The 25,821-nt window shown below is 72.9% G+C and carries 28 protein-coding genes and 1 pseudogene; 12 read left to right on the forward strand and 17 right to left on the reverse strand.

Going from position 1 to position 25,821, the window contains the following annotated elements; genetic code table 11:
* Entirely contained in the window at positions 1-1,479 is a 1,479-nt protein-coding gene (gene xylB, locus ACSNN7_RS02310; protein ID WP_436678826.1) for a xylulokinase, read from the forward strand.
* 57 nt (positions 1,480-1,536) lie between these two features.
* Complete coding sequence (locus tag ACSNN7_RS02315; protein WP_436678827.1) at positions 1,537-2,961, forward strand: MFS transporter; 1,425 nt, start codon at positions 1,537-1,539, stop codon at positions 2,959-2,961.
* Between the two features lie 687 nt (positions 2,962-3,648).
* Here ACSNN7_RS02315 and ACSNN7_RS02320 read toward each other — a convergent pair.
* The 5 genes from ACSNN7_RS02320 to ACSNN7_RS02340 form a co-directional block, all read right to left on the reverse strand.
* Positions 3,649-5,319: a glycoside hydrolase family 13 protein gene (locus tag ACSNN7_RS02320; RefSeq protein WP_436678949.1), complete on the reverse strand. Its 1,671-nt coding sequence runs from the start codon at positions 5,317-5,319 to the stop codon at positions 3,649-3,651.
* Positions 5,320-5,361: 42 nt separating this feature from the next.
* Positions 5,362-6,432, reverse strand: a complete 1,071-nt coding sequence (locus ACSNN7_RS02325; RefSeq protein WP_436678828.1) for a LacI family DNA-binding transcriptional regulator — start codon at positions 6,430-6,432, stop codon at positions 5,362-5,364.
* 66 nt (positions 6,433-6,498) lie between these two features.
* A complete protein-coding gene (locus ACSNN7_RS02330) occupies positions 6,499-7,461 on the reverse strand; it encodes a carbohydrate ABC transporter permease (RefSeq protein WP_436678829.1) in 963 nt (320 codons plus the stop codon).
* 1 nt (position 7,462) lies between these two features.
* Positions 7,463-8,512, reverse strand: coding sequence for a carbohydrate ABC transporter permease (locus ACSNN7_RS02335; protein WP_436678830.1), 1,050 nt, complete (start codon positions 8,510-8,512; stop codon positions 7,463-7,465).
* A gap of 70 nt (positions 8,513-8,582) precedes the next feature.
* Entirely contained in the window at positions 8,583-9,926 is a 1,344-nt protein-coding gene (locus ACSNN7_RS02340; RefSeq protein ID WP_436678831.1) for an ABC transporter substrate-binding protein, read from the reverse strand.
* Between the two features lie 262 nt (positions 9,927-10,188).
* Between ACSNN7_RS02340 and ACSNN7_RS02345 the strand changes: the two genes are divergently transcribed.
* Positions 10,189-10,965, forward strand: a complete 777-nt coding sequence (locus ACSNN7_RS02345; RefSeq protein WP_436678832.1) for a peptidoglycan DD-metalloendopeptidase family protein — start codon at positions 10,189-10,191, stop codon at positions 10,963-10,965.
* Positions 10,966-11,016: 51 nt separating this feature from the next.
* Here ACSNN7_RS02345 and ACSNN7_RS02350 read toward each other — a convergent pair whose 3' ends face one another.
* The 5 genes and pseudogenes from ACSNN7_RS02350 to ACSNN7_RS02370 all read right to left on the reverse strand — a co-directional run bounded on the left by ACSNN7_RS02350 (position 11,017) and on the right by ACSNN7_RS02370 (position 13,470).
* A complete protein-coding gene (locus ACSNN7_RS02350) occupies positions 11,017-11,511 on the reverse strand; it encodes a TspO/MBR family protein (protein WP_436678833.1) in 495 nt (164 codons plus the stop codon).
* 167 nt (positions 11,512-11,678) lie between these two features.
* A complete protein-coding gene (locus ACSNN7_RS02355) occupies positions 11,679-11,822 on the reverse strand; it encodes a GPGG-motif small membrane protein (protein WP_165947907.1) in 144 nt (47 codons plus the stop codon).
* Positions 11,813-12,588 (reverse strand): annotated as a pseudogene (locus ACSNN7_RS02360) (metallophosphoesterase family protein). The gene ACSNN7_RS02355 and the pseudogene ACSNN7_RS02360 overlap by 10 nt, the downstream one beginning before the upstream one ends.
* Positions 12,589-12,601: 13 nt before the next feature.
* Positions 12,602-12,811, reverse strand: a complete 210-nt coding sequence (locus tag ACSNN7_RS02365; RefSeq protein ID WP_436678950.1) for a hypothetical protein — start codon at positions 12,809-12,811, stop codon at positions 12,602-12,604.
* 53 nt (positions 12,812-12,864) lie between these two features.
* Positions 12,865-13,470 carry a nucleotidyltransferase family protein gene (locus tag ACSNN7_RS02370; RefSeq protein WP_436678834.1) on the reverse strand — a complete coding sequence of 202 codons (606 nt, stop codon included), beginning with the start codon at positions 13,468-13,470 and terminating at the stop codon, positions 12,865-12,867.
* A gap of 160 nt (positions 13,471-13,630) precedes the next feature.
* On the opposite strand from ACSNN7_RS02370, the gene ACSNN7_RS02375 reads away from it, so the two are divergent.
* A complete protein-coding gene (locus ACSNN7_RS02375; RefSeq protein WP_436678835.1) occupies positions 13,631-14,368 on the forward strand; it encodes a dTMP kinase in 738 nt (245 codons plus the stop codon).
* Here ACSNN7_RS02375 and ACSNN7_RS02380 read toward each other — a convergent pair.
* A complete protein-coding gene (locus tag ACSNN7_RS02380) occupies positions 14,353-15,045 on the reverse strand; it encodes an SDR family NAD(P)-dependent oxidoreductase (RefSeq protein WP_436678836.1) in 693 nt (230 codons plus the stop codon). The two genes, ACSNN7_RS02375 and ACSNN7_RS02380, sit on opposite strands and share 16 nt — an antisense overlap.
* 147 nt (positions 15,046-15,192) lie before the next feature.
* Here ACSNN7_RS02380 and ACSNN7_RS02385 point away from each other — a divergent pair, with 147 nt between their 5' ends.
* The 3 genes from ACSNN7_RS02385 to ACSNN7_RS02395 all read left to right on the forward strand — a co-directional run bounded on the left by ACSNN7_RS02385 (position 15,193) and on the right by ACSNN7_RS02395 (position 18,494).
* Positions 15,193-16,107, forward strand: coding sequence for a MurR/RpiR family transcriptional regulator (locus ACSNN7_RS02385; RefSeq protein WP_436678837.1), 915 nt, complete (start codon positions 15,193-15,195; stop codon positions 16,105-16,107).
* Positions 16,104-17,054, forward strand: a complete 951-nt coding sequence (gene murQ / locus ACSNN7_RS02390) for an N-acetylmuramic acid 6-phosphate etherase (RefSeq protein ID WP_436678838.1) — start codon at positions 16,104-16,106, stop codon at positions 17,052-17,054. The genes ACSNN7_RS02385 and murQ overlap by 4 nt, the downstream gene beginning before the upstream one ends.
* 450 nt (positions 17,055-17,504) lie before the next feature.
* Positions 17,505-18,494: a sigma-70 family RNA polymerase sigma factor gene (locus ACSNN7_RS02395; RefSeq protein ID WP_436678839.1), complete on the forward strand. Its 990-nt coding sequence runs from the start codon at positions 17,505-17,507 to the stop codon at positions 18,492-18,494.
* 72 nt (positions 18,495-18,566) lie between these two features.
* Here ACSNN7_RS02395 and ACSNN7_RS02400 read toward each other — a convergent pair whose 3' ends face one another.
* Complete coding sequence (locus ACSNN7_RS02400; protein WP_436678840.1) at positions 18,567-19,544, reverse strand: NlpC/P60 family protein; 978 nt, start codon at positions 19,542-19,544, stop codon at positions 18,567-18,569.
* A gap of 496 nt (positions 19,545-20,040) precedes the next feature.
* Between ACSNN7_RS02400 and ACSNN7_RS02405 the strand changes: the two genes are divergently transcribed.
* Positions 20,041-20,568 carry a DUF6232 family protein gene (locus ACSNN7_RS02405; RefSeq protein ID WP_436678841.1) on the forward strand — a complete coding sequence of 176 codons (528 nt, stop codon included), beginning with the start codon at positions 20,041-20,043 and terminating at the stop codon, positions 20,566-20,568.
* Here ACSNN7_RS02405 and ACSNN7_RS02410 read toward each other — a convergent pair.
* Positions 20,565-20,894, reverse strand: a complete 330-nt coding sequence (locus ACSNN7_RS02410) for a DUF3817 domain-containing protein (RefSeq protein ID WP_436678842.1) — start codon at positions 20,892-20,894, stop codon at positions 20,565-20,567. The two genes, ACSNN7_RS02405 and ACSNN7_RS02410, sit on opposite strands and share 4 nt — an antisense overlap.
* A 25-nt stretch (positions 20,895-20,919) precedes the next feature.
* Positions 20,920-21,330, reverse strand: a complete 411-nt coding sequence (locus tag ACSNN7_RS02415) for a hypothetical protein (protein WP_436678843.1) — start codon at positions 21,328-21,330, stop codon at positions 20,920-20,922.
* A gap of 117 nt (positions 21,331-21,447) precedes the next feature.
* On the opposite strand from ACSNN7_RS02415, the gene ACSNN7_RS02420 reads away from it, so the two are divergent.
* From ACSNN7_RS02420 to ACSNN7_RS02430, 3 genes are read left to right on the forward strand one after another with little or no spacing between them, the layout of a single operon-like run.
* The gene (locus ACSNN7_RS02420) at positions 21,448-21,765 is read left to right on the forward strand and encodes a DUF6158 family protein (RefSeq protein ID WP_436678844.1); all 318 of its coding nucleotides are present in this window, start codon (positions 21,448-21,450) and stop codon (positions 21,763-21,765) included.
* Positions 21,765-22,091 (forward strand): hypothetical protein, encoded by a 327-nt coding sequence (locus ACSNN7_RS02425; RefSeq protein WP_436678845.1) that lies wholly within the window; start codon positions 21,765-21,767, stop codon positions 22,089-22,091. The genes ACSNN7_RS02420 and ACSNN7_RS02425 overlap by 1 nt, the downstream gene beginning before the upstream one ends.
* A gap of 31 nt (positions 22,092-22,122) precedes the next feature.
* Positions 22,123-22,665: a DUF1360 domain-containing protein gene (locus tag ACSNN7_RS02430; protein ID WP_436678846.1), complete on the forward strand. Its 543-nt coding sequence runs from the start codon at positions 22,123-22,125 to the stop codon at positions 22,663-22,665.
* 54 nt (positions 22,666-22,719) lie between these two features.
* Here the strand turns inward: ACSNN7_RS02430 and ACSNN7_RS02435 are convergent, their stop codons facing one another.
* From ACSNN7_RS02435 to ACSNN7_RS02445, 3 genes are read right to left on the reverse strand one after another with little or no spacing between them, the layout of a single operon-like run.
* Positions 22,720-22,932, reverse strand: coding sequence for a hypothetical protein (locus tag ACSNN7_RS02435; protein WP_436678847.1), 213 nt, complete (start codon positions 22,930-22,932; stop codon positions 22,720-22,722).
* 46 nt (positions 22,933-22,978) lie between these two features.
* Positions 22,979-23,203, reverse strand: a complete 225-nt coding sequence (locus tag ACSNN7_RS02440; RefSeq protein WP_436678848.1) for a hypothetical protein — start codon at positions 23,201-23,203, stop codon at positions 22,979-22,981.
* A 38-nt stretch (positions 23,204-23,241) separates the two neighbouring features.
* Entirely contained in the window at positions 23,242-24,336 is a 1,095-nt protein-coding gene (locus tag ACSNN7_RS02445) for a 3-deoxy-7-phosphoheptulonate synthase (RefSeq protein WP_436678849.1), read from the reverse strand.
* A 305-nt stretch (positions 24,337-24,641) separates the two neighbouring features.
* On the opposite strand from ACSNN7_RS02445, the gene ACSNN7_RS02450 reads away from it, so the two are divergent.
* Positions 24,642-25,796, forward strand: coding sequence for an alkaline phosphatase PhoX (locus ACSNN7_RS02450; RefSeq protein WP_436678851.1), 1,155 nt, complete (start codon positions 24,642-24,644; stop codon positions 25,794-25,796).
* The last annotated feature ends 25 nt before the right edge of the window (positions 25,797-25,821 follow it).

Here is a 25,821-nt window from a genome sequence, read left to right on the forward strand (position 1 = left end):
ATGCCGCTCGTCGCCGGCGTCGACTCGTCCACCCAGTCCTGCAAGGTGGTCGTCCGGGACGCGGAGACCGGCGCCCTGGTCCGCCAGGGCCGGGCGCCGCACCCGGACGGCACCGAGGTGGACCCACAGGCCTGGTGGGACGCCCTGCGCACCGCGGTAGACGCCGCCGGCGGGCTGGCCGACGTCGCGGCCGTCTCGATCGCCGGCCAGCAGCACGGCATGGTCTGCCTGGACGAGGCGGGCGAGGTGGTCCGGCCCGCCCTGCTCTGGAACGACACCCGCTCCGCCGATGCGGCGCGGGACCTCGTCGCCGAGGCCGGCGGCGGCGCGGCGGGCCGCCGGTTCTGGGCCGAGGCGGTGGGCAGCGTGCCGGTGGCGAGCTTCACCGGCACCAAGCTGCGCTGGCTGGCCCGGCACGAGCCGGAGCGCGCGGCCCGGGTCGCGGCCGTCTGCCTGCCGCACGACTGGCTCACCTGGCGGCTGGCGGGCGCGCCCGGTCTGGCCGGGCTGCGGACCGACCGGGGCGACGCCAGCGGCACCGGCTACTGGTCGCCCCGCACCGGCGACTACCGGCTCGACCTGCTGGAACAGGCCTTCGGGCGGGTGGTGGCGGTGCCGGCGGTGCTCGGCCCGGCCGAGGTCGCCGGGGTGCTGGACCCGGCCGTGCTCGGCGCGGCGGCGGGCGCCGGTGCCGCGCCGCCGCAGTCCGCGCCCGGCGGGATCCGGCTCGGCCCGGGCACCGGAGACAACGCCGCCGCGGCTCTCGGCGTGGGTGCCGGCCCCGGCGACGTGGTCGTCTCGATCGGCACCTCCGGCACCGTGTTCAGCGTGGCCGACGTGCCGGCCGCCGACCCGGGCGGCGCGGTCGCCGGCTTCGCCGACGCCACCGGCCGGTACCTGCCGCTGGTCTGCACCCTCAACGCGGCCCGGGTGCTGGACGCGGCCGCCGCGATGCTCGGCGTCGGGCTCGACGAGCTGACCGAGCTGGCGCTCGCCGCCCCGCCCGGCGCGGACGGGCTGGTCATGGTCCCGTACCTGGAGGGGGAGCGCACGCCCGACCGGCCGCTGTCCACCGGCGCGCTGCACGGGCTCACGCTGCGTACCGCCACCCCGGCGCACCTGGCCCGGGCCGCCGTCGAGGGGATGCTCTGCGCGCTCGCCGACGGGCTCGACGCGCTGACCGCCCAGGGCGCCGAGGCCCGTCGGGTGATCCTGGTCGGCGGCGGGGCCCGCTCGGCGGCGGTGCGCCGGATCGCCCCGCAGGTCTTCGGCCGGCCGGTGGTGGTCCCGCCGCCGGGCGAGTACGTCGCCGACGGCGCGGCCCGCCAGGCCGCCTGGGTCGCCCTGGGCGGCGCGGCGCCGCCGCAGTGGGCGGTCGCCGGCACCCGGGAGTACGCCGCCGAACCCGTCCCCGCCGTCCGCGAGCGGTACGCGCAGGCCCGCGACCGCACCGTCGACCGGCCGACCCCGGTGCCCTGAACGCCGGGGGCGGGCCCCGGTGACGCGTTCGTGACCTCGCCCTGATTGGCTGCCGCAATGACCTTGACCAGGGGTGGGGCGGCGCGGGCCCGGGGCGGCGGCGCGACGCACCGGTTCTACAGCGTCGTGGTCTTCGTGGTGCTCGCCTCGCTGGACAACGTGGCGATCGGCCTGGTCCCGCCGCTGTACGGGCCGATCTCCGGGGCGCTGGGCGTGTCGCAGCGGCTGCTCGGCCTGGTCACCGCGGTGAGCTTCCTGGTCAGCGCGGTGGCGGCGGTGGCCTGGGCGTACGTGGGGGACCGGACCAACCGCAAGCCGCTGCTCATGGTCGGCACCCTGATCTGGGCGGCGGGCACCGGCGGCAGCGCGCTCGCCGGGAACTACCCGGCGTTCCTGGCCGCGCAACTGGTGGCCGCGATCGGGCTGGGCGCGGTCGGCTCGGTCGGCTTCTCCGTGGTCACCGACCTGATCTCGCCCCGCCGCCGGGGGCTGGTGATGAGCTTCTGGGGGCTGTCGCAGGGGGTGGGCACGCTGGCCGGCACCCTCACCGGCGGCCTGCTCGGCGCCACCGACTGGCGGCGCCCGTTCCTGGCGCTCACCGTGGTCGGGCTGGCGGCCACCCTGGCCTACCTGTTCACGTACGACATCCGGCGCGGGCAGAGCGAGCCGGAGCTGGCCGGGGCGCTCGACGCCGGGGCCGAGTACGACTACCGGATCAGCCCCAGCGACGTGCCCCGGATCCTGGCCCGGCGGACCAACCACTGGCTGATCCTGCAGGGGCTGACCGCGCAGGCGGCGTTCGGGTCGCTGGTCTGGCTGCCGGTGCTCTTCGCCGAGCGGGCCGAGGCGCAGGGCTACTCGCCGGCCACCGCGGTGGTGGTGGGCAGCGTCTTCGCCACGCTGTTCCAGCTCGGCGGGGTGCTCTCCATCATCGGCGGCCTGGCCGGCGACGCGCTGCAACGGCGTACCCCGCGGGGCCGGGCCCTGGTCGCGGCGGTGGGCATCCTCGCGGCCGTGCCGTTCTACCTGGTCCTGTTCTTCGTCCCGGTCCGCATCGTGGTGCCCGACGGCGCCGGCGGCGGGGCGGTGGTCCGGGCGGTGCTGGCCAGCGTGGTGACCGAGCCGACGGTCGGGCTGAGCCTGCTCGCCGCCGTGGTGGCGCTGGCGCTGACCTCGGCGAACTCGCCGAACTGGTTCGCCCTGATCGCCGACGTGAACCCGCCCGAACACCGGGGCACCGTCTACAGCCTGGGCAACCTGGTCAACGGGGTCGGCCGGGCGGCCGGCAACGGACTGGTCGGAGTGGCCTTCCACGGCCTGCGGGCGGCCTTCCCGCCGCCGCTGAACTACGCCGTCGGGCTGGCCGCCTTCCAGCTCTTCTTCATCCCCACCGGCTGGATGTACTGGCGCGCCGCGCGCACCTCACCCGGGGACATCGAGGCGGTACACGACCTGCTGCACGCCCGCGCCGAACGCCTCTGACCGATGGGCACCCCCGGGCCGCCCGGGCCGGACCCGCGCCCGGACCGCCGGGTTCGGGCTGCGGGGTCGCTCCGCACCGCCCGATCGGGTCGGCGGGCGCGTGCCTTCATCCGGGTCGGCGGGCGTGTGGCTTCATCCGGGTCGGCGGGCGTGTGGCTTCCCCCGGGTCGGCGGGCCCGTGCCCTTATCCGGGTCGGCGGGCCCGTGCTTTCATCGGGGTCGGCGGGCCCGCGCCTTCATCCGAGTCGGCGGGCCCGTGCCTCCCACCGGGTCGGGCTTCCCGTGGAGGCTACGAATCTGATGTCGTAGATGACTCAGAGGTCCACGACGCCGTGCCGCACCCCCGGCGCCAGGCTCCGGTGGGACCCCCGCCGCCGTCCCGAGGCGGCTAGCCTGTCCCGTCGCCTGGCGGTAGCGGCACTGCAACACGCTCGCCGACCGTGGCGGAGGCGACGGTTGCCGGTGCGCCGGCGGCTGAGTCATCTACGACATCAGATTGGTAGGCACGCAACCAGGTGCCGGGCCCGTCCGCCGACCCCACGCGCAGAGAGTGGGGGCCTGACGGTAACCCGCTGATTTATTCACGACATCAGGTCGGTAGCGACGGAGACAGTGCCCGGCATCCGGTGCCGGGCCGCTCCGCCGGCCCCGCGCGCTGCGCGCGGGGCCGGCGGACCAGGCGGTACGTCAGGCGCGGACCCAGACCGTCACGTCGGTGGGCACCCGGCCGTCGGCGTCCAGCGGCGTGCTGCTGTGCAGCACCTCTCCGGCCGGCGCCGGCACCGCGGCGTCGCCGAAGTTGGTCAGCACGACCAGGTCACCGTTGCGGAAGGTCAGCACCTCGTCGCCGGAGGAGAGCCACTCCAGCGGGCCCCGGGCCAGCCCGTGCTCGCGGCGCAGCCGCAGTGCCGTCCGGTACATCTCGTACGTCGAGCCGGGCACCTCGCGCTGCCGGTCGAGGGCGTACTCGGCCCAGAGCGGCGGCTGGGGCAGCCAGCTCGCGTCGGTCGGCCCGAAGCCGTACGACGGGGCGTCGGCCTCCCACGGGATCGGCACCCGGCAGCCGTCCCGGCCCCGCTGGGTGTGGCCGCTGCGCTCCCAGGTCGGGTCCTGCCGGACCTCGTCGGGGAGCGTGGTGTGCTCCGGCAGGCCCAGCTCCTCACCCTGGTAGAGGTAGGCGGAGCCGGGCAGGGCCAGCATCAGCAGGCTGGCGGCGCGGGCCCGGCGCAGGCCGAGCGCGGCGTCCGGCTGCGGGTCGCCGATGCCGATGCCGTTCGGCCGTCCGCCGCCGACGGTCAGGCCGAGCCGGGAGGCGTGCCGCACCACGTCGTGGTTGGAGAGCACCCAGGTGGTCGGGGCGCCGACCGAGTCGGTGGCCTCCAGCGAGCGGGTGATCACCGCGTACTGGGCCGGTGCGGTCCACGAGGCGAGCAGGTACTCGAAGTTGAACGCCTGGTGCATCTCGTCGGGGCGCACGTAGCGGGCCAGCCGCTCGGCCGGCTCCACCCACGCCTCGGCGACCAGGATCCGCTCGCCGTCGTACGAGTCGAGCAGCCGGCGCCACTCCCGGTAGATCTCGTGCACGCCGTCCTGGTCCCACATCGGGGGCCGCGGCTTCGCCACCTCGTTGCCGGAGAGGATCTCCTGCGGCTCCTGCCAGTCGGCCAGGTCGGCCTGCTTGATCAGGCCGTGCGCCACGTCGACCCGGAAGCCGTCCACGCCGCGGTCCAGCCAGAACCGCAGCACGTCCAGGAACTCCTCGCGGACCTCCGGGTTGTCCCAGTTCAGGTCGGGCTGGCCGGTGTCGAACAGGTGCAGGTACCACTGGCCCGGACGGCCGTCCGGGTCGGTGATCCGGGTCCAGGCGGGACCGCCGAAGACGCTCTGCCAGTCGTTCGGCGGCTGGTCGCCGTCCGGGCCGAGGCCGTCGCGGAAGACGTACCGGGCCCGCTCGGGGCTGCCGGGGGCGGCGGCCAGGGCGGCGGTGAACCACGTGTGCGCCGAGGAGGTGTGGTTGGGCACCAGGTCGACGATCACCTTCAGCCCCTTGGCGCGGGCCTCCGCGATCAGCTTGTCGGCGTCCTCCAGCCGCCCGAAGAGCGGGTCGACGTCCCGGTAGTCGGCCACGTCGTACCCCGCGTCGGCCTGCGGCGACGGGTAGAACGGCGACAGCCAGACGGCGTCCACGCCCAGCTCGGCGAGGTGACCGAGGCGGGCGGTGATGCCCGGCAGGTCACCGATGCCGTCGCCGTCGGAGTCGGCGAAGGAACGCGGGTAGATCTGGTAGATGACGGCCTCGGTCCACCATCCGGTGGCGGGGCCACCGGAGGCGTCCTGCTGCGTCGCGTCGGTGTTCAGAGCCTTCTCCCTGGGTCGAGCTGTGGTTGCGGTCGGATCCATTCAGTGTGCCCGCGGTGGCGCGGTCGATTCCCGCACCACCAGGCGAGTGGGTAGGATCACCGGCCCGCCGGCGCGGTCGCAGTCGGCGCCGCCGCGGGGGTCGGGAACCCGATGGGGGTACGCCTCGGCGGTGCGCGCGCCGAGCGGGTCGAGCAGCAGCCGGGCGGCGAGCCGCCCCTGCTCGGCGGCGGGCTGGGCGATGGTGCTCAGCCCGAGCACCCCGGCGAGGTCGTGGTCGTCGACACCGATCACGCTGACGTCCTGCGGCACGCGCAGGCCGGCGTCGCGCAGCGCGGTCATCGCGCCCATCGCCATCTCGTCGCAGGCGGCGAAGATCGCGGTGGGCGGTTCGCCCCGGGCCAGCAGCTCGGCGGTGGCCCGGGTGCCGCCGTCGATGGTGAACTGGGACTCCACGTCCAGGCTCGGGTCGAGGCGGATCCCGACCGAGCGGAGCGCCTCCCGGTAGCCCTGGCGCCGGTCCAGGTGGGTGGTGAAGGCCAGTTCGTCGTCCGGGTCGCCGGAGATGTGGGCGATCCGCCGGTGGCCCAGGTCGAGCAGGTGCCGGGTGGCCGTCCGGGCCGCGGCCACGTCGTCGATCCGGACGCAGGGCCAGCCGGGCACCACCGTGCCGGAGCTGATGGTGATGCCGGGCAGGTCCAGGGCGGCGAGCGCGGTCAGGTCGGACGAGCGCAGCGGGGTGGCGACCAGCATGATGGCGTCCACCCGCTTGTGCAGGTTGGCGGTGCGCAGCACCCGCTGGCGGACCTGCTCGCGCCCGCCCAGGTTGTACAGGAGCAGGTCGTATCCGGCCTGGTGGAGGAACTCCTCGACGGCCTCGACGACGGTGCTGAAGAACCAGCGGGTGATCCGGGGGACCACCACGGCCACCGTCCCGGTCCGGCCGCCGGCGAGCCGGGAGGCGCTCGGCGAGACCGCGTAGTCCAGCTGCTCGGCGGCGGCGAGCACCCGGCGGCGCGTCGCGGCCGAGACCGTCGGCAGCCCGCGCAGCGCCCGGGAGACGGTGGCGGTCGACACCCCGGCGAGCCGGGCGACGTCATCAATCCTGGTCACGGTCTTCCCCCGCTCCGCGTCGGTTCCGCCGCCGCCCGGGGGTGCCGGGCGGCGGCGGTACGACGGTCAGCCCTTGACGCTGCCGGCGAGCAGGCCTCGCACGAAGTAGCGCTGCAGGGAGAGGAACACGATCAACGGCACGACGATCGAGACGAACGCGCCGGCGGTGAGCCGCTGCCACTCGTTGCCGCGTGTGCCGGCCATCTCGGCCAGCCGGACGGTCAGCGGGGCGGTCTCGTTGCCGCCCCCGGCGAAGATCAGCGCGACCAGCAGGTCGTTCCAGACCCAGAGGAACTGGAAGATGCCGAAGGCCGCCAGGGCCGGGGTGATCAGCGGCAGGACGATGGTGCGGAAGATCTTGGGGTGGGTGGCCCCGTCGACCCGGGCTGCCTCCATCAGGTCCTTGGGCAGCTGCGAGATGAAGTTGTGCAGCAGGAACACCGCGAAGGGCAGCGCGAAGCAGGTGTGCGCGAACCACACCTGGGCGAACTTCTGCTCGTCGACCAGGTCCCAGGCCGGCATCAGGGTGACGCCGGCGACCGTGACGCCGGTGGAGAAGAACTTGAGCAGCGGCACGAGGGCCATCTGGAGCGGCACGATCTGCATCGCGAAGATCGCGATGTAGAGCCAGTCCCGTCCCCGGAAGTTGATCCAGGCCAGCGCGTACGCGGCGAGCGACGCGAAGGCCAGCGGGAAGAGCACCGACGGGATCGTGATGGCCAGCGAGTTGATGAAGTAGCTGGCCAGCTGACCGGAGGACGACGAGCTCCCGAAAAGCACTTCCTGGTAGTTCTCCAGGGTGAACTGCGGGTCGCTGAAGACCGTCCACCAGCCGGTGGTCTTGAGCTGGTCCTCCGGCCGCAGCGACGAGACCAGCAGGCCGAAGGTGGGGATGGTCCAGAGCACCGCGATGACGATGGAGATCAGCGTCGCGGTACGGGTGTTGAGCCGCTTGCGGACGCGGCCGGCGGCGGTGGTCTTCCCGGTGCTCTGGGTGCCGACTCCGACGGTGGGCGTGGCGGTGGTCATCTCAGCCCTCCCGCTGCTGACGCAGGTTGCGGATCTGGTAGATCACGATCGGGATGACCAGGACGAAGAGGAAGACCGCCAGGGCGGAACCCTGCCCGTTCTGGCCGTACCGGAACGCCTGGTTGTACATCTCGTTGGCGATCACGCTGGTGTCGTAGTTGCCGTTGGTCGCGGTACGGACGATGTCGAACACCTTGAGCGTGGCGATCGACAGCGTCACCACCACCACGATCAGCGCGGGGCGGATGCTCGGCATGGTGATCCGCCAGAACATCTGCCACGGGGTGACCCCGTCCAGGCGGGCGGCCTCGACGATGTCGGCGGGGATGGCCTTGATGGCGGCCGAGAGCACCACCATCGCGAAACCGGCCTGGATCCACACCATGATCACGATGAGCAGGAACGTGTTCAGCGGCGACTCGAGCAGCCACTGCTTCGGCTCGCCGCCCAGGCTGACCACGATCTGGTTGAGCAGGCCGATCTGTTCCTGCTCGTCGCCGCGGTACGCGTAGACGAACTTCCAGATGATGCTGGCGCCGACGAACGAGATCGCCATCGGCAGGAAGATCAGGGACTTGGCCACCGCCTCGAACCGGGCCCTGTCCACCATCACCGCGTAGAGCAGGCCGAACGAGGTGGCCACCAGCGGGACCAGCAGCACCCAGATCAGGGTGTTGATCAGCACTCGGACGATCGAGTCCTCGGAGAACAGCCAGCCGTAGTTGCTCAGCCCCACCCAGTTGTTGCTGCCGGCATCCATGAAGGAGAGCAGCGTGGTGCGGATGGCCGGCACGACCAGCCCGATCATGAGCAGCAGCAGCGTCGGCAGCAGGAAGAAGAACGCGAACATGCCCTCGCGCGGCTTCCGGCGCCCGGGGAGCGGCGCGCCGCTGGCCGAGGCGGCGACCAGCTGGGCCTCCCGGCGGCGGGCGAACCAGGCCGGCACCACGTCGAGGAGCAGGAGCAGGCCGCCCACCACGCCGACGAACGCGAGCAGCCCGTACATCAGCATGAAGAGCTTCGGCTGTTCCGCCGCGAAGTCGAAGTCCATCAACCCTCCCTCAGGGGTCCGCTCGGTCGGTGGTCCGGCCCACGGCGTGGGCCGGACCACCGACGGAGAATCACTTCGGCCAGCTGCTCTCGATGCCCTTGAGCACCGTCGCGGTGTCCTTGCCGTTGAGCCAGTCGACCATGCCCTTCCAGAACGTCCCGGCGCCGACGCCGGCCGGCATCAGGTCGGATCCGTCGAAGCGGAAGACGGCGCTCTTGTCCTGCAGGATCTGGACGGAGAGCTTGTCGATCGGGCTGGCCACGTTGGCGATGTCCAGCTTGTTGTTCGCCGTGAGCCAGTTGCCCAGCTTCGCGCGGCTGTTGACGTATTCACCGGAGGCGAGGTAGGTCTGCACGGCCTGCACCTCGGGGCGGTCGGCGAAGCCGACGACGAACTCGCCCGCGCCCAGCACCGGCTTGCCCTTGGCGGGGTCGATGGCCGGGAAGTAGAAGGCGAACGCGTCGCCGTCCTCGGCCACCTTGGTGCCCTCGGGGAACTGGTTGGCGTAGAAGGACGCCTGGCGGTGCATGGCGCACTTGCCGGTGGTGACCGGAACGCCCGCCTCCTGGAACGAGGTGGTGGTGATGCTCTTGACGCCGCCGAAGCCGCCGTTCATGTACTTCTCGTTCTTGAGGATGCTGCCGGCCCGGTCGACCGCCTCGGCGACCCGCGGGTCGTTGAACGGGATGGCGTGGGTCGTCCACTGGTCGTAGACCTCGGGGCCGCCCGTGCGCAGCAGGACGTCCTCGATCCAGTCGGTCGCCGGCCAGCCGGTGGCGTCACCGGACTCCACGCCCGCGCACCACGGCTTCATGCCGCTGGCGGCGATCTTGTCGCTCAGGGAGACGAGCTGCTCCCAGGAGGTCGGAACCTCCCAGCCCTTCTCCTTGAACGTCTTCGGCGAGTACCAGACGAAGGACTTGACGTTCGCGCCGAGCGGCACGCCGTAGAGCGTCCCGTTCACGGTGCCGTACTTCAGCCAGTCGGCCGGCATGTTCTGCTCGGCCAGGGCCTTGGTGTCGGCCCCGAGGGACTTCAGCTTGCCGGCGTCGGCGAACCGCTTCACCAGGCCCGGCTGGGGCACGAAGGCGATGTCGGGGGCGTTGCCGCCGTCGACCCGGACCGGCAGCTGCGCCTCGAACTCGCCGCTGCCCTCGTAGTCGATCTTGATTCCGGTGCAGTCTACGAACTGCTTCCAGGACTGCTCCAGCAGGTCGGCCTCCGCGTCCCGGATCGAGGCGTAGATCGAGACCTTCTTGCCGTCGTTGCCCTGGTACTTCTCGTATGCGGCGCACTCGGCGGAGCCCGCCTTGCTGCTCTTCTTGTCGTTGCCGGTGCCGCAGGCGGTGGCACCCAGCGCCAGGCCGAGTACGCCGGCGATCGCGAGAGCCTGGCGTGATCTGGCAAACGCCATGCCGTTCTCCTTCCTTGCCGGCGCGTAACGGGTGGGGGCCCGGCGCCGGTCCGATGGTCGTCTCCACATGTAAGCGCTTGCATCAGTTCCGGTCCAGCCCTGGCCGGACACGGCCCGGTAACAATCCAGAAACCCGCTCACCGGCCGTGGGCGCGCTCCCGCGTAGTAGCCGTGACGTGCACGCGGAGCCACTTCCCATCGATGGAGGTTTCTGCCACGCTGAGCGCAGGGCATTGAAGAATCTCGACATCGGAGGTGCTGGATGCGTAGACGGTGGTGGAGTCTGGCCGCGGCCACGCTGCTCGCCGCGGTGACCCTGGTGGCCCCGGCGAGCCCCGCGCTGGCGGCGCCGACCTTCAAGGTGCCGTTCCCCTGCGGGCAGTCCTGGTCCGGGCAGACCCGGTCCGACCACAGCCCGGCGTACGCGCTCGACCTCAACCGCACCGACGACCTCGGCGACCCGGTGGTCGCCAGTGCCCCCGGCACGGTCGACCGGGTCACCGACCTCGGTGGCACCAGTTACGGCAAGTACGTCCGGATCGACCACGGCGGCGGTTACACCACCTACTACGCGCACCTCAACGGCTTCAACGTCTCGGTCGGCCAGAGCGTCGGCTACGGCAAGGTGATCGGCTGGGTGGGCAGCACCGGCGGCTCGACCGGCCCGCACCTGCACTACGAGCAGCGGCTCAACGGCAACGACATCCAGGTCCGGTTCAACGGCACGCTGGCGCTGTACTGGGGCACCAGGAGCTACACCAGCGACAACGCCTGCTCCGGCGGCACCGCGTCGGGCACGGTGAACACCGCCGGCGCGGACCTGACCGTGCGCTCCGGCCCGGGCACCGGCTACAGCGCGGTCGGCTCGGTCGCCGACGGCGCCCAGGTCACCATCTACTGCCAGACCACCGGCACCACGGTCACCGGCACGTACGGCACCAGCTCGATCTGGGACCGGATCGGCTCCGGCCGGTTCATCTCCGACGCGTACGTCTACACCGGCCACGACGGCTGGATCCCGAACGTGCCCCGCTGCTGAGGCGCGGACGCGTCGCGGGGCCCCGGCCGCGCCGGACCCCGCGGCGCCGGGTCAGCTGTTGAGCTGCCAGATGGAGAAGTTGAGCGCGGCGGCGAAGGTGACCCAGGCCCAGTAGGGCAGCAGCAGCGCCGCCGCCGGCCGGGAGACCCGCCGGAACAGCACGACGGTCACCCCGATGGCCGCCCACATCAGCACGATCTCGGCGAAGGCCAGGCCGTACCGCCCGGCGCCGAAGAAGAGCGGCGTCCAGATCGCGTTCAGCACGAGCTGCGCGCTCCACGCCCAGAGCGCCGGACCGAAGCCGACCCGGCGCCAGACCAGCCAGGCGGCGATCGCGATCAGCGCGTAGAGCAGCGTCCAGACCGGGCCGAAGAGCCACGAGGGCGGGGCCCAGTCCGGCTGCCGGAGACCGGCGTACTCCTCGGCGGTGCCGCGTACCCCCAGCCCGCCGATCGCGGCGGCGACCGTCACGGCCGCGCCGAAGCCGAGCAGTGCCCACCAGGTTCGCGCGCCGTGGGTCCGCGGGGTGCTCTGCGTTATCTCCATGGTCGAGATGTTTCCGTCCGCTCGCCGCCACAAACCCGACGCCGCGACCACGTCCGGCAGACCCGGCACGCACGGCGCCGGGGTCGTCGCTTCCGGATCTCCAGGTCTGGGAGGACGGAGATTTCCGGCGGCGACGACCCCGGCGGGTCCGGTGACGCGAACCAGCGTCAATTGAAGATGCTGACACCACCCGGGCCGACCAGCAGGCCCACCACGATGAGGACGACGCCCCACAGGATCTGCCGGCGGAACAGCGCGAGGATGCCGGCGACCACGAGTACGACTGCGAGAATCCAGAGAATCAGCTCCATGGCGGCTGAATACCCGGCTCGCCGATCCGGGAAACCTGGGAGATCATTCGACGTGGTCGCCCAGGTGGAAGATGCTGTAGGCCTGCTTGATCACCGGGTGCGCGACGTTGCGGACGCGGACCCCGCCCGGGGTGGTGCCCCGCTCGGTGCCCGCGTGGGCGTGCCCGTGCAGGGCCAGCGCGGTCGGCGCCGAGTCGATCGCCTGACCCAGCTGGTACGACCCCAGGAACGGATAGATCTCCAGCGGCTCACCGGCGAGCGTGTCCGGTACGGGGGAGTAGTGGGTGAGCGCGACCAGCAGGTCGCAGTCCAGCCCGCGCAGCGCCTTGCCCAGCGCCTCCGCGCTCTCGTTGGTGGTCCGGACGAAGGCCTTCATCTCCGGTTCGCCGAAGTCGCTGGCGCACCGGCCGGCGAAGCCGCCGCCGAAGCCCTTGACCCCGGCCACGCCGAGCCGGCCGCCGGCGCACTCCACCACCGTGCTCGTCCCCTCCAGCACGGTGATCCCGGCATCCTCCAGCACCTTGACCACCTGCGGCACCTCGTCGCACTGATGGTCGTGGTTCCCGAGCACGGTGATCACCGGCACCCCGAGCCCGCCGAACTCGCGGGCCACGCAGCGCGCCTCGGACTCGGTGCCGTGCCGGGTCAGGTCGCCGGCGAGCAGCAGCGCGTCGGCGCAGTCGGGCAGTTCCTCCAGAGCCGGCCGGAACCGGCCGACCACGTCCTCGTCCACGTGCACGTCGCCGACGGCGGCGATCCGGATCATCGTCGGGCCCCCCTCACGGCAGCTCCTCGACCTGCGTCGGTGCCTGCGTCCGGATCACGCCGATGTCGCTGGTGATCGGCACGTCCGGGAAGCGTTCGGACACCCGGCGCAGGATCTCCTCCCGCCGGTGCGGGCTCTCGACCTCGCCGTAGAGGACCAGGCCGCGTTCCCGGCGCAGCACGGTGATGCCCTGTTCGGCGACGTCCGGGTCCTCGGCGAGCATCCGGTGGATCTCCGCCTCGACGTACTCGTCCGGCGGGCCGGCGCCATGCTCGGTCACGGTGTCTCCTCTCCCTCGGGGGTGCGGGCGTACGGCACGGGCGTGCCGGAGTACGGGACCACGTCGAGCCGGTCCAGCAGCACCAGGAACGCCTCCGCGTAGGGCGAGTGCCGCGTCTCCTTCCGTACCCGTTCCCAGTCGATCTGTTCCCGCAGCGAACGAGCCAGCGGCAGGCCGCGGGCGAAGTCGCAGTAGTGCTGCGAGAAGCTCAGCAGCTTGTGCACCATCAGCCGGGTCGCGGAGAGCACCGGCATGTGGATGGCGTCCACCGGGCGCACCACCGTGTCGGCGAAGGTCTCCTCGGTCACCGGCGTCTCCACCGGCCGGTGGATCAGGTCCACCATCCGACCCTCGTCGTAGACCTTCACCAGCCAGTCCTCCGGGGGGCGCTCGGCGGTGAAGCCCTCGGCGACCAGCGCCTCCAGGGACCGCTCGACGTCCTCCTCGCGGAGCAGGAAGTCGACGTCGTGCTCGCTGGAGTGGCCGCCGTGCGCGTAGACGGCGAAGCTGCCGCCGAGGGCGAAGGGGATGTCGTTCTGCTTGAGCACGGCGGCGACCCGCTTGCAGGTGTACAACAGGCTCTCGTCCCCGCGCTCGGCCATGTGGTTCTCCCGTCGTCGTGAAGGTGGACAGGCGGTCGGAAATGACGTTGCGTACCCGGCCTGCCCGCCACCCACACCTCGCCGCGCCCGGACACGGGGCACCGGACCCGGAAACGGGCAAACCGCCGAGCGGGAGCGCGGGTCGGATAACCTGTGCAAGGTGGCCAGATCACTGCGGGCGACCGGCGGCACGGCCCGACTACGCCGGGTCGCCCTGATCGGCATCGACGGCTCGGGCAAGACCACCCAGGCGTACCGGCTCGCCGCCGCGCTCACCGCGGCCGGCCGGCCCGCCACCTACCACCGCAACGCCGGCGGCCGGCGCTGGCTCGGTCGGCTCGCCAACCGGCTCGGCCGCCCCGACGCCCAGCGCCTGATCGGGCGCAACGGGGTGCTCGCGGTCGAGTCGGTGCTGCGCTGGCTGGCCATCGCCGCCGCGCTGGTGAGTTGCCTGGTGACCGGCCGCACGGCCGTCATGGACCGCTACTCCGCCTGCCAGTACGCCAGCATCCGGGCGCACGGCGGGCAGCGCTGGGAGCGGCTGGCCCGGATCGGCTACCGGGTGTTCCCGCCCCCGCAGGTGACCTTCCTGCTCACCGTCGACCCGGCGGAGGCGTACCGGCGGATCGAGCGGCGCGGCGACGACCACGAGACGATGGGCTGGCTGACCGCCGCCGACACCGCGTACCGGACCCTGCCCGACTACCCGAGCTTCGTGCTGGTCGACGCCGGTGGCACGCCGGACGACGTGGCGCGGCGCATCCGCGCCCACCTGGCGGCCTGGCTGCCGCCGGAGGCCGAACCGCCGGCTCTCGACCCGCCGGCTCCGGACCCGCTTCCCGACCCGCCGGCCGCCGCGCTGCTCCGGGAACGGCTGGCCGTTCAGGCCCGCCCGTAGACGGGGACGGCCGCCCCGCTGGTCGGCGCGGACTCGTCCGAGGCGAGGAAGCGGACCACCGGGGCGATCTCGGCCGGGGTCACCCAGCGGCGGTGGTCGGCGCCCGGCTGGGCGGTCCGGTTCGCCGGAGTGTCGATCACGCTGGGCAGCACGGTGTTGCAGCGGACGCCGGAAGCCCGGTACTCCACCGCCACCGCGTTGGCGAAGGCCAGCACGGCCGCCTTGGCGGTGGCGTAGCCGGCGGCCCCGGGGAACGGCGCGAGCGCCGCCCGGGCCGAGACGCAGACCACCGCGCCGCCGCCGGCCGCGATCAGGTGCGGCAGCGCCGCCTGGGTGACCAGGTAGGTGGGGCGCAGGTTGATCGCGAGCATCCGCTCGAACTCCTCGACCGGGGTCTCGTGCACCCGGCCCCCGCTGGCGTACCCGCCGACCAGGTTGACCACCGCGCGCAGCGGCGCGGCCGGGTCGTCGGCGGCGACCCGGACGGCCCGGTCGACCCCCGCCGGGTCCATCAGGTCCGCGGTCACCCGGACCGGACCGGCCGCGGCCGGCTCCGCCGGGGTGTCGCTCTCCCGCCGGGGTACGACCACCCGCCAGCCCGCCTGGACGAAGGCGGCGGTGACCGCCCCGCCGAGTCCGCCCGTCCCACCGGTGACCAGCACGCTGCGATCCGCCATGCGGGACACCGTAGCGTGGTGGTGGGCGGACGCGTCGTACGCCGGAAGGGGGAACGCTGCCGCATCCGGGCCTGCGCGGGGGATACTTGTGTCGGATACGTGCGGTGATGGTTGACGGGCCGCAGCTCATGAAAGTAAGTTTCATCCGTGGCGAAGAGTCCGAAGATTTCTGTGAGTCACGAGCAGGGTGGGCTGATCGTCCACATCAGCGGCCTGCTCCCCTCGCTGTCGCCCGCCGAGCAGCGGGTGGCCCGGCTGGTGGTCGCGAACCCGGCCGACGCCGCGCGGCGGACCATCACCGACCTCGCCACCGCCGCCGAGACCTCCGAGGCCACCGTGATCCGGTTCTGCCGGTCGGTGGGCATGGACGGTTACCCGCAGTTGCGGATCCGGCTCGCCGCCGAGGCCGCCCGCCGGGTCGAACCGCCGGACGCCCGGGTCGTCGGTGGTGACATCCCGCCCGGCGCGGACCTGGCCCAGATCATCGCCACCATCGCGTTCAACGACGCCCGGGCCGTGGAGGAGACCGCCGAGCAGCTCGACCCGGCGATCTGCGAGCGGGTGGTGGACACCATCGCCGCCGCCGGCCGCATCGACGTCTACGGCGCCGGAGCCAGCGGCTTCGTCGCCTCGGACTTCCAGCAGAAGCTGCACCGCATCGGTCGCACCGCCTTCTACTTCCCGGACGTGCACACCGCGCTGACCTCCGCAGCGCTGCTCGGCAAGGGGGACGTCGCCGTCGGCATCTCGCACACCGGCACCACCTCGGACGTGATCGAGGTGCTGGAGCAGGCCCGGGCGCGGGGCGCGTCGACCGTCGCGCTGACGAACTTCCCCCGCTCGCCGCTCACCGAGGTCGCCGACTTCGTGCTCACCACCGCCGCCCGCGAGACCACCTACCGCTCCGGCGCGATGGCCAGCCGGCTGGCCCAGCTGACCGTCGTCGACGTGCTCTTCGTCGGGGTGGCCGCGCGCAACCGGGCGCGGGCGCGCAAGGCCCTGGAGGCGACCGCCGAGGCGGTCCAGTCGCACCGGGTCGGCCCGGGGCGGAGGCGCGGGTGACCGCCGGCCGGGTGGAGCCGGACGAGGCAGCGGTGGTGGCCCGACCCGTGGTGCGGGTGGGCGCCCCGACCGAGCGCCGCAACCCGGACAGCGCCGACCTCGACCTGATGTCGACCCGGGACGTGCTCACCGTCATCAACGACGCCGATCGCCGGGTGCCGGCCGCCGTCGCGGCCGTCCTCGACGAGATCGCCGCGACCGTCGACCTGGCCGTGGCGGCCCTGCGCGGCGGGCACCGGGTGCACTACTTCGGCGCGGGCACGTCCGGCCGGCTCGGGGTGCTCGACGCCGCCGAGCTGGCCCCCACCTTCAACTCCCCGCGCCACTGGTTCTGCTCCCACCTGGCCGGCGGCCCGGACGCGATGTGGCGCGCCGTCGAGGACGCCGAGGACGACGAGCGGGCCGGTGCCGCCGAGGCGGCCGAGTGCGTACGGCCGGGGGACCTGGTCGTCGGCCTGGCGGCCAGCGGGCGCACCCCGTACGTCCTCGGGGCGCTCGCCGCAGCCCGGGCGCAGGGTGCCGCGACGGTGCTGCTCTGCGCGAACCCGGACGCCCCGGCCGCCTCCTCCGTCGACGTGTTCATCGGGGTGGACACCGGACCGGAGGTGGTCACCGGCTCGACCCGGATGAAGGCGGGCACCGCGCAGAAGCTGGTGCTGAACACCTTCTCCACGGCCGTGATGGTGCGCCTCGGCCGGGTCTACTCGAACCTCATGATCGACATGGTGGCCACCAACGCGAAGCTGCGCGGCCGGATGATCTCGATCCTGATGGAGGCCACCGGCTGCTCCGAGGAGATCTGCCGGCGCGCCCTGCACGAGGCCGACGGCGACCTGAAGACCGCCCTCGTCTCCCTGGTCTCCGGGGCCGAGGTGCCCGCCGCTCGGGCGGCCCTGGCCCGGGCCGCGCATCAGGTGCGCGGCGCGCTCGCCCTGCTCGCCTCCTGAGCCGTACCACCCCCGGGGCGCTCCCCGGACGGGGTGAGACGCGGAACACGTCGCGGACGGGACGTCCCACGCGCCCCTGATTGTTGTCCAGGGGGCGGGGTAATCAATGTCCCGTGGATGAACCGACCGGCGTGCCGGCGCGTATCTGGCAGTGACCAGGATCGCAGCCGGGCGGTGACGAGGGTCGCTGTGCCGTCGGCGTCGCAATGGTGCGATTGCCGGGGGCGGAGGTCGATTTCTCCTGATCCGCCAGCCTGTTCGTGGTGCGGGGTCGGTGAGCCCCGAACGGGGTGCTGACAGCAAACGTGGACTTGGCTTTCAGCTGATACTCAGGCATTCGTGACACTTTCGACTCACGACATGGAATCCCCGACACGTCTCATCTGTTGTGTAGGTGTCAGCACCGACGGGCACAGCGGAGGTTACGGGGGAGAAGCGATGGACGTGGGGATGGCAAGGAACCGGGCAACCGGCGCGAGCGAGGGGACCGTGGGCAACGTGGACAAGAACATCGGCATGCGCACCGACGAGGTCGCCGAGGAGCGTGACCTGGTCGGCGTCTACCTTCACGAGATCTCCCGGACGCCGCTGCTGGACGCCGCCAAGGAGGTCGACCTCTCCAAGGCCATCGAGGCCGGCCTGTACGCCGAGCACCTGCTCGGCGAGGACCGGGTGCCCGAGGGCGTCGACCGGGAGGACCTGGAGCGCCTGGTCGTCGAGGGCGAGCGCGCCAAGGATCTCTTCATCCGGGCCAACCTGCGGCTGGTCGTCTCCATCGCCCGGCGCTACGTCCGGTCCGGGATGCCCATGCTGGACCTGATCCAGGAGGGCAACACCGGCCTGGTCCGCGCGGTGGAGAAGTTCGACTACGAGCGCGGCTACAAGTTCTCCACCTACGCGACGTGGTGGATCCGCCAGGCCATCAGCCGGGCGATCGCCCAGCAGGAGCGCACCGTGCGACTGCCGGTGCACCTGGTGGAGGACGTCAACCGGATGCGCAACGTGGCCCGGCAGCTCACCCGTGAGCTGGGCAGCGACCCGGAGCCGGAGCAGATCGCGGCGGCCCTCGGCGTCACCGTCGAGCGGGTCAACGAGCTGGTCCGCTGGTCGCAGGACACGGTGTCGCTGGACACCCCGGTCGGCGACGACGGCGACACCAACCTCGGTGACCTGGTCGCCGACAGCGACGCCCCGTCGCCGGAGGAGATCGTCCTCACCGGCCTGGAGCGGCAGCGGATCGAGGGTCTGCTCAACCACCTCGACGACCGGTCGGCCGGCATCATGCGGGCCCGGTACGGCCTCGAGGACGGTCGGGAGCACTCGCTCACCGAGGTCGCGTCGCGCTTCTCGCTCTCCCGGGAGCGGATCCGCCAGCTGGAGATCCAGGCCCTCGGCCGGCTCCGTGAGCTGGCCCGCGCCGAGGGGCTGCAGGCGGCCTGAGCTGGTAGTAATGACAACGAACGGCCGGCGTCCGATAGGGGGACGCCGGCCGTTCGCCGTTTCCGGGCCGGGTCAGCGGACCCGGCCGTAACCCTGGATCGACATGATGTCCATGTCGCGCTTGAGCACGTTGCGCCCGGCGCTGGGCGCGTCGATGATCTGGCCGCCTCCGACGTACAGGGCCACGTGGCCCAGCCCGCTGTAGAAGACCAGGTCGCCCGGGCGCAGGTCGCCGCGGCCGATGTGGGTCACCACGCCCCACTGCATCCGGGTGTTGTGCGGCAGGGACCTGCCCGCCGCCCGCCAGGCGGCCGAGGTCAGGCCGGAACAGTCGTAGCCGCCCGGGCCGTCCGCGCCCCAGGCGTACGGCTTGCCGATCGCCCCGTACGCGTAGCGCACCGCGGGCCCGGCGCTGCCGGAGACGGCGGGCGCGTCCGGGGCCGAGCGGGCGGCGGGTCGGGGCGCCGGTTCCTCGGTCGCCCGGCCGTACGCCGCCCGGCGCAGCTCGTAGAGCCGGGCCAGATCGCCCTCGATCTTCTTCCGGGTCTTCGCGATGCCGCGCGCCTGTGCGGCCTCCCGGGCCAGCGTCGTCTCCAGCCGGGCCTTCTCGTCGAGCAGCTTGCGCTGGCTGGTGGTGAACCCGGCGATGCGGTCCTGACGTTCCCGGGTGAGCCGGTCGATCGTGCTGAGCCGGTCCATCAGGGCGGCGGACCCACCCGGTTCGAGCAGCGCCTCGGCGGTCCGCAGGCCGCCGGTCTTGTACGCCGTGGCGGCCATCGCGCCGACGTCCGCCCGGCTCCGCGCGGCCTGCTCCTCCAGCGGACCGATCCTCGCCTGCAGTTCCGCCGCGGTCTTCTTGTTGGCCTTGATCTCCTCGTTGAGCTTGTTGTAGGACTCGACGACCCGTTCCAGCTCGGTCGAGGACTTCTCGATCCGTGCGGTCAGCTCGGCCACCGACGGCTCGGCCCGAGCCGCCGCCGACGGGGCGATCAGCGCGGCCGTGAGGCCGGCGACCGTGAGCGTTCGCACCAGCATCCGTAAGGACGACAAGAGCGGAAGGCTCCTCTCCACGGGCCCTCGGGGGATGCTGACGCCCCCGACGGCACCGGCGGCGGGGCCATCCGGACGGATGGCGGTCGACCGCGCCGGCCCGCCCAACCTAACCCGGGACGGAAGTCACGCGCAGGGGAAGCCGGGGCGAAAGTTGGCAAAGGGGCAGGAAAGGCGGCTGCGCAGCGTGACCTTCGGTGACACCGCTGAGGCGTGGCGCGCGGCGTGTCGTGCGTGCTTCGCGGCGCTTGGGTGGCGTATGACCGGATTCGTCGTTCTCGGCGGATGTCGCAGGTTGCGCCCGCGATACGTCCGATAAAACCGACATGGATGGCAGATCACGGCATGCCCGGCTCATGTCGCCGGTGCTGAGGCGGAAATCCGACCGACAGGGCTGGCGGGGTGGCAACACAATGGGACCCGGAGCCGGGAATCCCGCCGTGAACAGGCACGGCACGGTGGGAGCGCCGGCACCGCCGGCCCCTGGGAGGACGCCGTGCAGCAGGCAGACCGATCCGCCACCCGCCCGCCGCGCTCGTCGCGCGGGACGAACCTGCTCTATGCGCGCCCGGGGATCGTGGTGACCACCGAACGGTTCACCGTCGGCCGGAACACCTTCGCCGTCGCCGACCTCACCCACCTGCGCGTCGGGCGGGGCCCGCACGACCGGCTGGCCGTGCGGGCGATGGCGGTGACCGCCGCCCTGATCACCGCCGTCGGCGTGCTGCTCGGCTTCACCGGCGGGCTGCAACGGCTCACCGCCGGGGCGTACCTGACCCTCGGGGTGGTCTTCCTGCTGCCGGTGCTGCTGGTCCTGGCCGGCGACCGCTGGCGGCCGCCGGCGTACGAGTTGTGGGGGCACTGCGGCGGCGTCGAGGTGCTGCTCTTCAGCAGCGACGACGAGCAGCAGTTCGGCCAGGTCAGCCGGGCGCTGCGGCGGGCCCGGGAGCTGCACCGCTATCCCGACGCCGAGGACCCGGCCGCCGCGGCCGGCTACTGGCGACCGGAGCGCACGGCGGGCTAGCGCGCGGCGACCGGCTCGGGCGCCCGGGTCTGCCGGGCCGCGAGCTCCCGGGTGACCTTGCGCTCGGCGACGAACGACACGAACGGCACCGTGCCGGCGAGCATCACCAGCAGCATCCGCTTCAGCGGCCAGTTCACCCGGCGGCCCAGGTCGAAGGTGGCAGCCAGGTAGAGCATGTAGAGCCAGCCGTGCGCGGTGCCGACGACCGCCACCACGATCGGCTCGTCGAACGCGTACTTCAGCGGCATGCCGATCAGCACCAGCACGACCAGCGCCACGCCCACGATCCAGGCGATCACGCGGTACCGGGTAAGGGCTCCGCCCACCGTCGTCCGTCCTTCCGCACCGGCCTCAGCCGGGATAGTCGCCGGGCCTCGCGCCCGGATTGGCGTTCAACCATGTGAGGTAGCGGTTGTACTCGGTCAGGTCGGCGTCGTCCGTGGTGTCGGCCGCGACCGGCACCCGGGTCACCCGCACCGGGCGGCGTACCCCCCGGACGGCCGGGTCCGGCGTGCCGCCCGCGCCGGTGGCCGCCTCCGGTGCGGTGGCGGCCGGGCCACGCAGCGTATGGCGGACCTCACGCCACCACACGAAGACCACGAACCCGGCGAAGATCGGCCACTCCACCGCGTACGCCCAGCTGAGCGTGTTTCCCGAGGCCGCCCGGCTGATCTGCCACCAGCCCAGCGCCAGGAACCCGACGACCAGCACGACCATGGCCACGTGGCGGGCGATCCACGCCGGTGTCCAGAGCCGTTTCATGGCGTCGAGCGTACCGGGACACCCCGGCGTCTCCGACGCGGTGTCGTAGGAGGGTTTGGCGGCATCTCCGCTGGGCATCCGTCTAGACGCCAGCCCGAACGAGCCCGAGGGGACGACATGACCGAATCAGTACGTCAGTCCGGTGACGTCAGCCCGGAGCAGCGGATGACGGAGTGGGACGGCGACCACGTCCGCGACACGTCGGACTCCGGCGGGCAGGTCGACGGTGAGCTCGGCATCGACCCGGCGGAGCTGAGCGACGAGGACCTGATCCGGGAGCTGCAGAGCCTGCACCGTACCCGGCTGGACACCCTGCGCCACGCGGCCGACTCCGCGCTCGCCCACCACCTGCGCCGCACCGCCGAGCTGGAGACGGAATACCTGGCCCGGCACCCCGGCCGCGAGGTCGACCCGCACCGGCTGCGGGACGCCTGATGGGCACGCGCGCCGAGATCGGCATGTCCGCGCCGCCCGAGGTGGTCTTCGGCACCGCGACCGACCCGGACCGGGTCTCGGCGTGGCTGCCGGAGCCGCTGCGGGCCGACGGCGGCGAGCGCCCCCAGGAGGCCAGCGCCGAGGAGCTGCGGGCCCGGTGGAGCACCGACTCCGCCCCCGGCTGGTCGGCGGAGCTGCAGGTGGAGCCGGGCGACGCCGGGGGGTCCCGGGTCCGGCTCGACCTGACCGGCGGGGACGACGGCTTGGCCGACGAGGCCCTGGCCAACCTCGCCGGCGAGGTGGCCGACAACCTGACCGCCGGTTGAGCGGACCGTGACGAGAAATGAGGAGACGCCGGTGACCCAGGGTGGTCTGAAGCAGAGGGTGGCGCGGCTGCGCCAGGCGTACGCGCCGCACGAGTATCGGCCGCTGGGCAGTTACCTGGCGGCCATGGGCACGTACGCCACGGTCACCGCGTCCCTGGCCGGCCTGGTCCGGGCGACCGGGCGCCCGGTGCCGGAGCGTCCCGCCCCGGCCGACGTGGTGCTGCTCTCCATCGCCACGCACAAGCTCAGCCGGCTGCTCTCCAAGGACGCGATCACCAGCCCGCTGCGGGCCCCGTTCACCCGCTACGACCACCCGATCGGCAGCGGCGAGGTGATGGAGGAGGTCCGCGACCAGGGCAGCTCGACGCGGCACGCCATCGGCGAGCTGTTGAGCTGCCCGTTCTGCCTGGCCGTCTGGGTCGCCACCGGCCTCACCGCCGGGCTGGTGCTGACGCCCCGGCTGACCCGGCTGGTGGCCACCGCGCTGACCGCCGTCGCCGCCTCGGACTTCCTCCAGATGGGGTACGCCGTCGCGCAGCGGGCCGCCGAGGGCGGAGACCACGAGGAGAAGTGACCCGTACGCGCGAAGAGGGGGCCGGCTGCGCCGGCCCCCTCTTCGCGTGGCTCGTCAGGTGGGGGTGGTGCCGTGGTCCTCCCCGGCCCAACCGCGCGACGCCTCCGGCTCCCGCTCGTCGGAGTCCTCGTCGGTGATCACCTCGCGGTCGACGGCAGTGCGGTCGTGTTCGTTGGCGAAGTCCGGCTCCGGGGTGGTGTCCAGTCCTTCCGGGGGTTGGCCGAGCGCCGGCACGGAATCGTCCTCGTGGCCCTCGTGGTGCGTCATGCCGCTGTCCTCTCCTCGTCCTCGTCCACCCCCGTGCGCCGGTCGCTCACCCCGACGACCCGCCCAGCAGGTCGGCCACCTCGTCCGCCGCGTACTCGCCCTGCGGGAGCGCGGCGATCCGGGCGAGCAGGGCCGGCGGCAGCTCCGCGGCGACCGCCCGGCGGTAGATGTTCGCCTGGCTGATCCGCTCCTGGCCGTGGTAGATGTCGTCGAGCAGCTCGTCGAGCTGTCGGGTGTCGACCTCGTCGGTCACCGGTGCGTCATCGGTCACACCGCCCAGCTACCCCCGCCCGAATCGCCCAAACCAGGTCAGGCGGGGGTGGGCAGGGTGGCCCGGCGGGCGCGGACGGCGGTGGCCAGGTGCTCCAGCACCTCGGCGGTGGTGTCCCAGCCGATGCAGGCGTCGGTGACCGACCGGCCGTAGGTCAGCTCCCGGGTCGGGTCCAGGTCCTGGCGGCCGTCGAGCAGGAAGCTCTCCAGCATGATGCCGACGACGCCGCGCTGGCCGGCGGCGAGCTGGGCGGCCACGTCGGCGGCGACCTTCGGCTGGTTGCGGTGGTCCTTGCCGCTGTTGGCGTGGCTGGCGTCGACCACCACCCGCTCGGGCAGGCCGGCCGCCCGCAGCAGGTCGAGCGCGCCCGCCACCGACTCCGCGTCGTAGTTCGGCCGGTCACCGCCGCCGCGCAGCACCAGGTGCCCGTCGGCGTTGCCCCGGGTGTGCATGATCGCCGGGGTGCCGGAGACGTCGATGCCGGGGAAGACGTGCGGCACGCCGGCCGCCCGGATCGCGTCCACCGCCGTGCCGATGCTGCCGTCGGGGCGGTTCTTCATGCCGATCGGCATGGACAGCCCGGAGGCGAGCTGGCGGTGCACCTGGCTCTCCACCGTCCGGGCGCCGATCGCACCCCAGGCCACCGTGTCGGCGATGTACTGCGGGGTGATCGGGTCGAGGAACTCGCAGCCCACCGGCAGGCCGAGGCGCAGCACGTCGAGCAGGAGCGCCCGCGCGGTGCGCAGGCCACGGTTGACGTCGCCGGAGCCGTCCAGCGCGGGGTCGTTGATCAGGCCCTTCCAGCCCACCGTCGAACGCGGCTTCTCGAAGTAGACCCGCATCACCACCAGCAGGTCGTCGGCGTGCCGTTCCGCGGCCTCGCGCAGCCGGTGGGCGTAGTCGAGCGCGGCGGCCGGGTCGTGCACCGAGCACGGGCCGACCACCACCAGCAGGCGGTCGTCGGCGCGGTCCAGCACCCGGCCCACCGCGCGGCGACCGGCCAGCACGGCGGCGGCGAGCGGAGCGTCCAGCGGCAGGTCGTGCAGGAGCAGGGCGGGGGTGGTCAACGGCACGACGCGGTCGATCCGTTGATCGACGACCGCGGGGGTCTCCGGAGTGGTCACGGTGGGCATCCTTCCGCCGACCGTGCCCGGGGCCGGTGCCCGGGTCGAGCCGGCTGTTCTAACAGCGAAGGGCAGGAGCGGAAGCTCCTGCCCGGCCGGCTCGAAAACTCAGGTGACGTCAGCTCATGGCGAGGTCACCGGCGTCGGAGCCGGCTGCCTAAACCATCGATACGAGCGCGTCACGTCGACCAGCCTACCCGACCGGACGCGAAAGGCTCACCGGGTCGTCCGGAAAGCCTCGTCGGATGTTTACCTTGATCGATGGGATCGGCGGTAACTTCAGCGCACCGCTCGTACCCTTCCGGAGGTAACCGATGGACCGTCGAACCGTCCTGCGCGCCACCGTCGCCGGCGGGGCCGCCGCCTTCGCCGGCAGTCTCTGGTCCGGCGCCGCGCTCGCCGCCCCGGCCCAGCCCGGCGTCGGCCCGTACGGGCCGCTCGGGGCCGCGGACGCCCGCGGCATCCAGCTGCCCGCCGGCTTCACCAGCCGGATCGTCGCCCGGTCCCGGCAGGTGGTGTCCGGCACGTCGTACACCTGGCACGACGCGCCCGACGGCGGCGCCTGCTTCGCCGCCGGCACCGGCTGGATCTACGTCTCCAACTCGGAGATCTCCACCACCGGGGGCGCCTCGGCGATCCGGTTCAACGCCGACGGGACAATCGCCTCGGCGTACCGGATCCTGTCCAACACCAACCGCAACTGCGCCGGTGGGGCGACCCCGTGGGGGACCTGGCTCTCCTGCGAGGAGGTCAGCCGCGGCTACGTCTACGAGACGTACCCGCAGGGCGGCCGGGCGGCGGTGCGCCTGCCGGCGCTGGGCCGCTTCAACCACGAGGCGGCGGCGGCCGACCCGATCCGCCAGGTGATCTACCTGACCGAGGACGAGACGAGCGGCTGCTTCTACCGGTTCCGCCCGACCGTCTGGGGCGACCTCTCGGCCGGCACCCTGGAGGTGCTGGTCGCCGGCACCGCCACCAGCGGCCCGGTGAGCTGGGCGCGGGTGCCCGACCCGGACGGCTATCCGACCGCCACCCGGCAGCAGGTCTCCGGTGCGAAGAAGTTCAACGGCGGCGAGGGCTGCTGGTACGCCGACGGCACCTGCTGGTTCACCACGAAGGGCGACAACCGGGTCTGGGCGTACGACGCGGTCAACCAGCGCATCGACCTGGCGTACGACGACTCGCTGGTGACCGGCGGGGCCGCGCCGCTGACCGGGGTGGACAACATCACCGGCACCCGCTCCGGCGACCTCTACGTCGCCGAGGACGGCGGCAACATGGAAATCAATCTGATCACTCCGGACGCCGTTGTCACGCCTTTCGTCAGGCTTACGGGGCAGTCCTCGTCGGAGATCACCGGCCCGGCCTTCTCCCCGGACGGCAGCCGGCTCTACTTCTCGTCCCAGCGCGGCACCTCCGGGTCCTCCTCCGGCGGGATCACCTACGAGGTGCGCGGCCCGTTCCGCTGAGCCTCCGGCGCGGCCGGTCCGGCGC

This window comes from Micromonospora sp. URMC 105, assembly GCF_051386295.1.
GTDB lineage: Bacteria > Actinomycetota > Actinomycetes > Mycobacteriales > Micromonosporaceae > Micromonospora.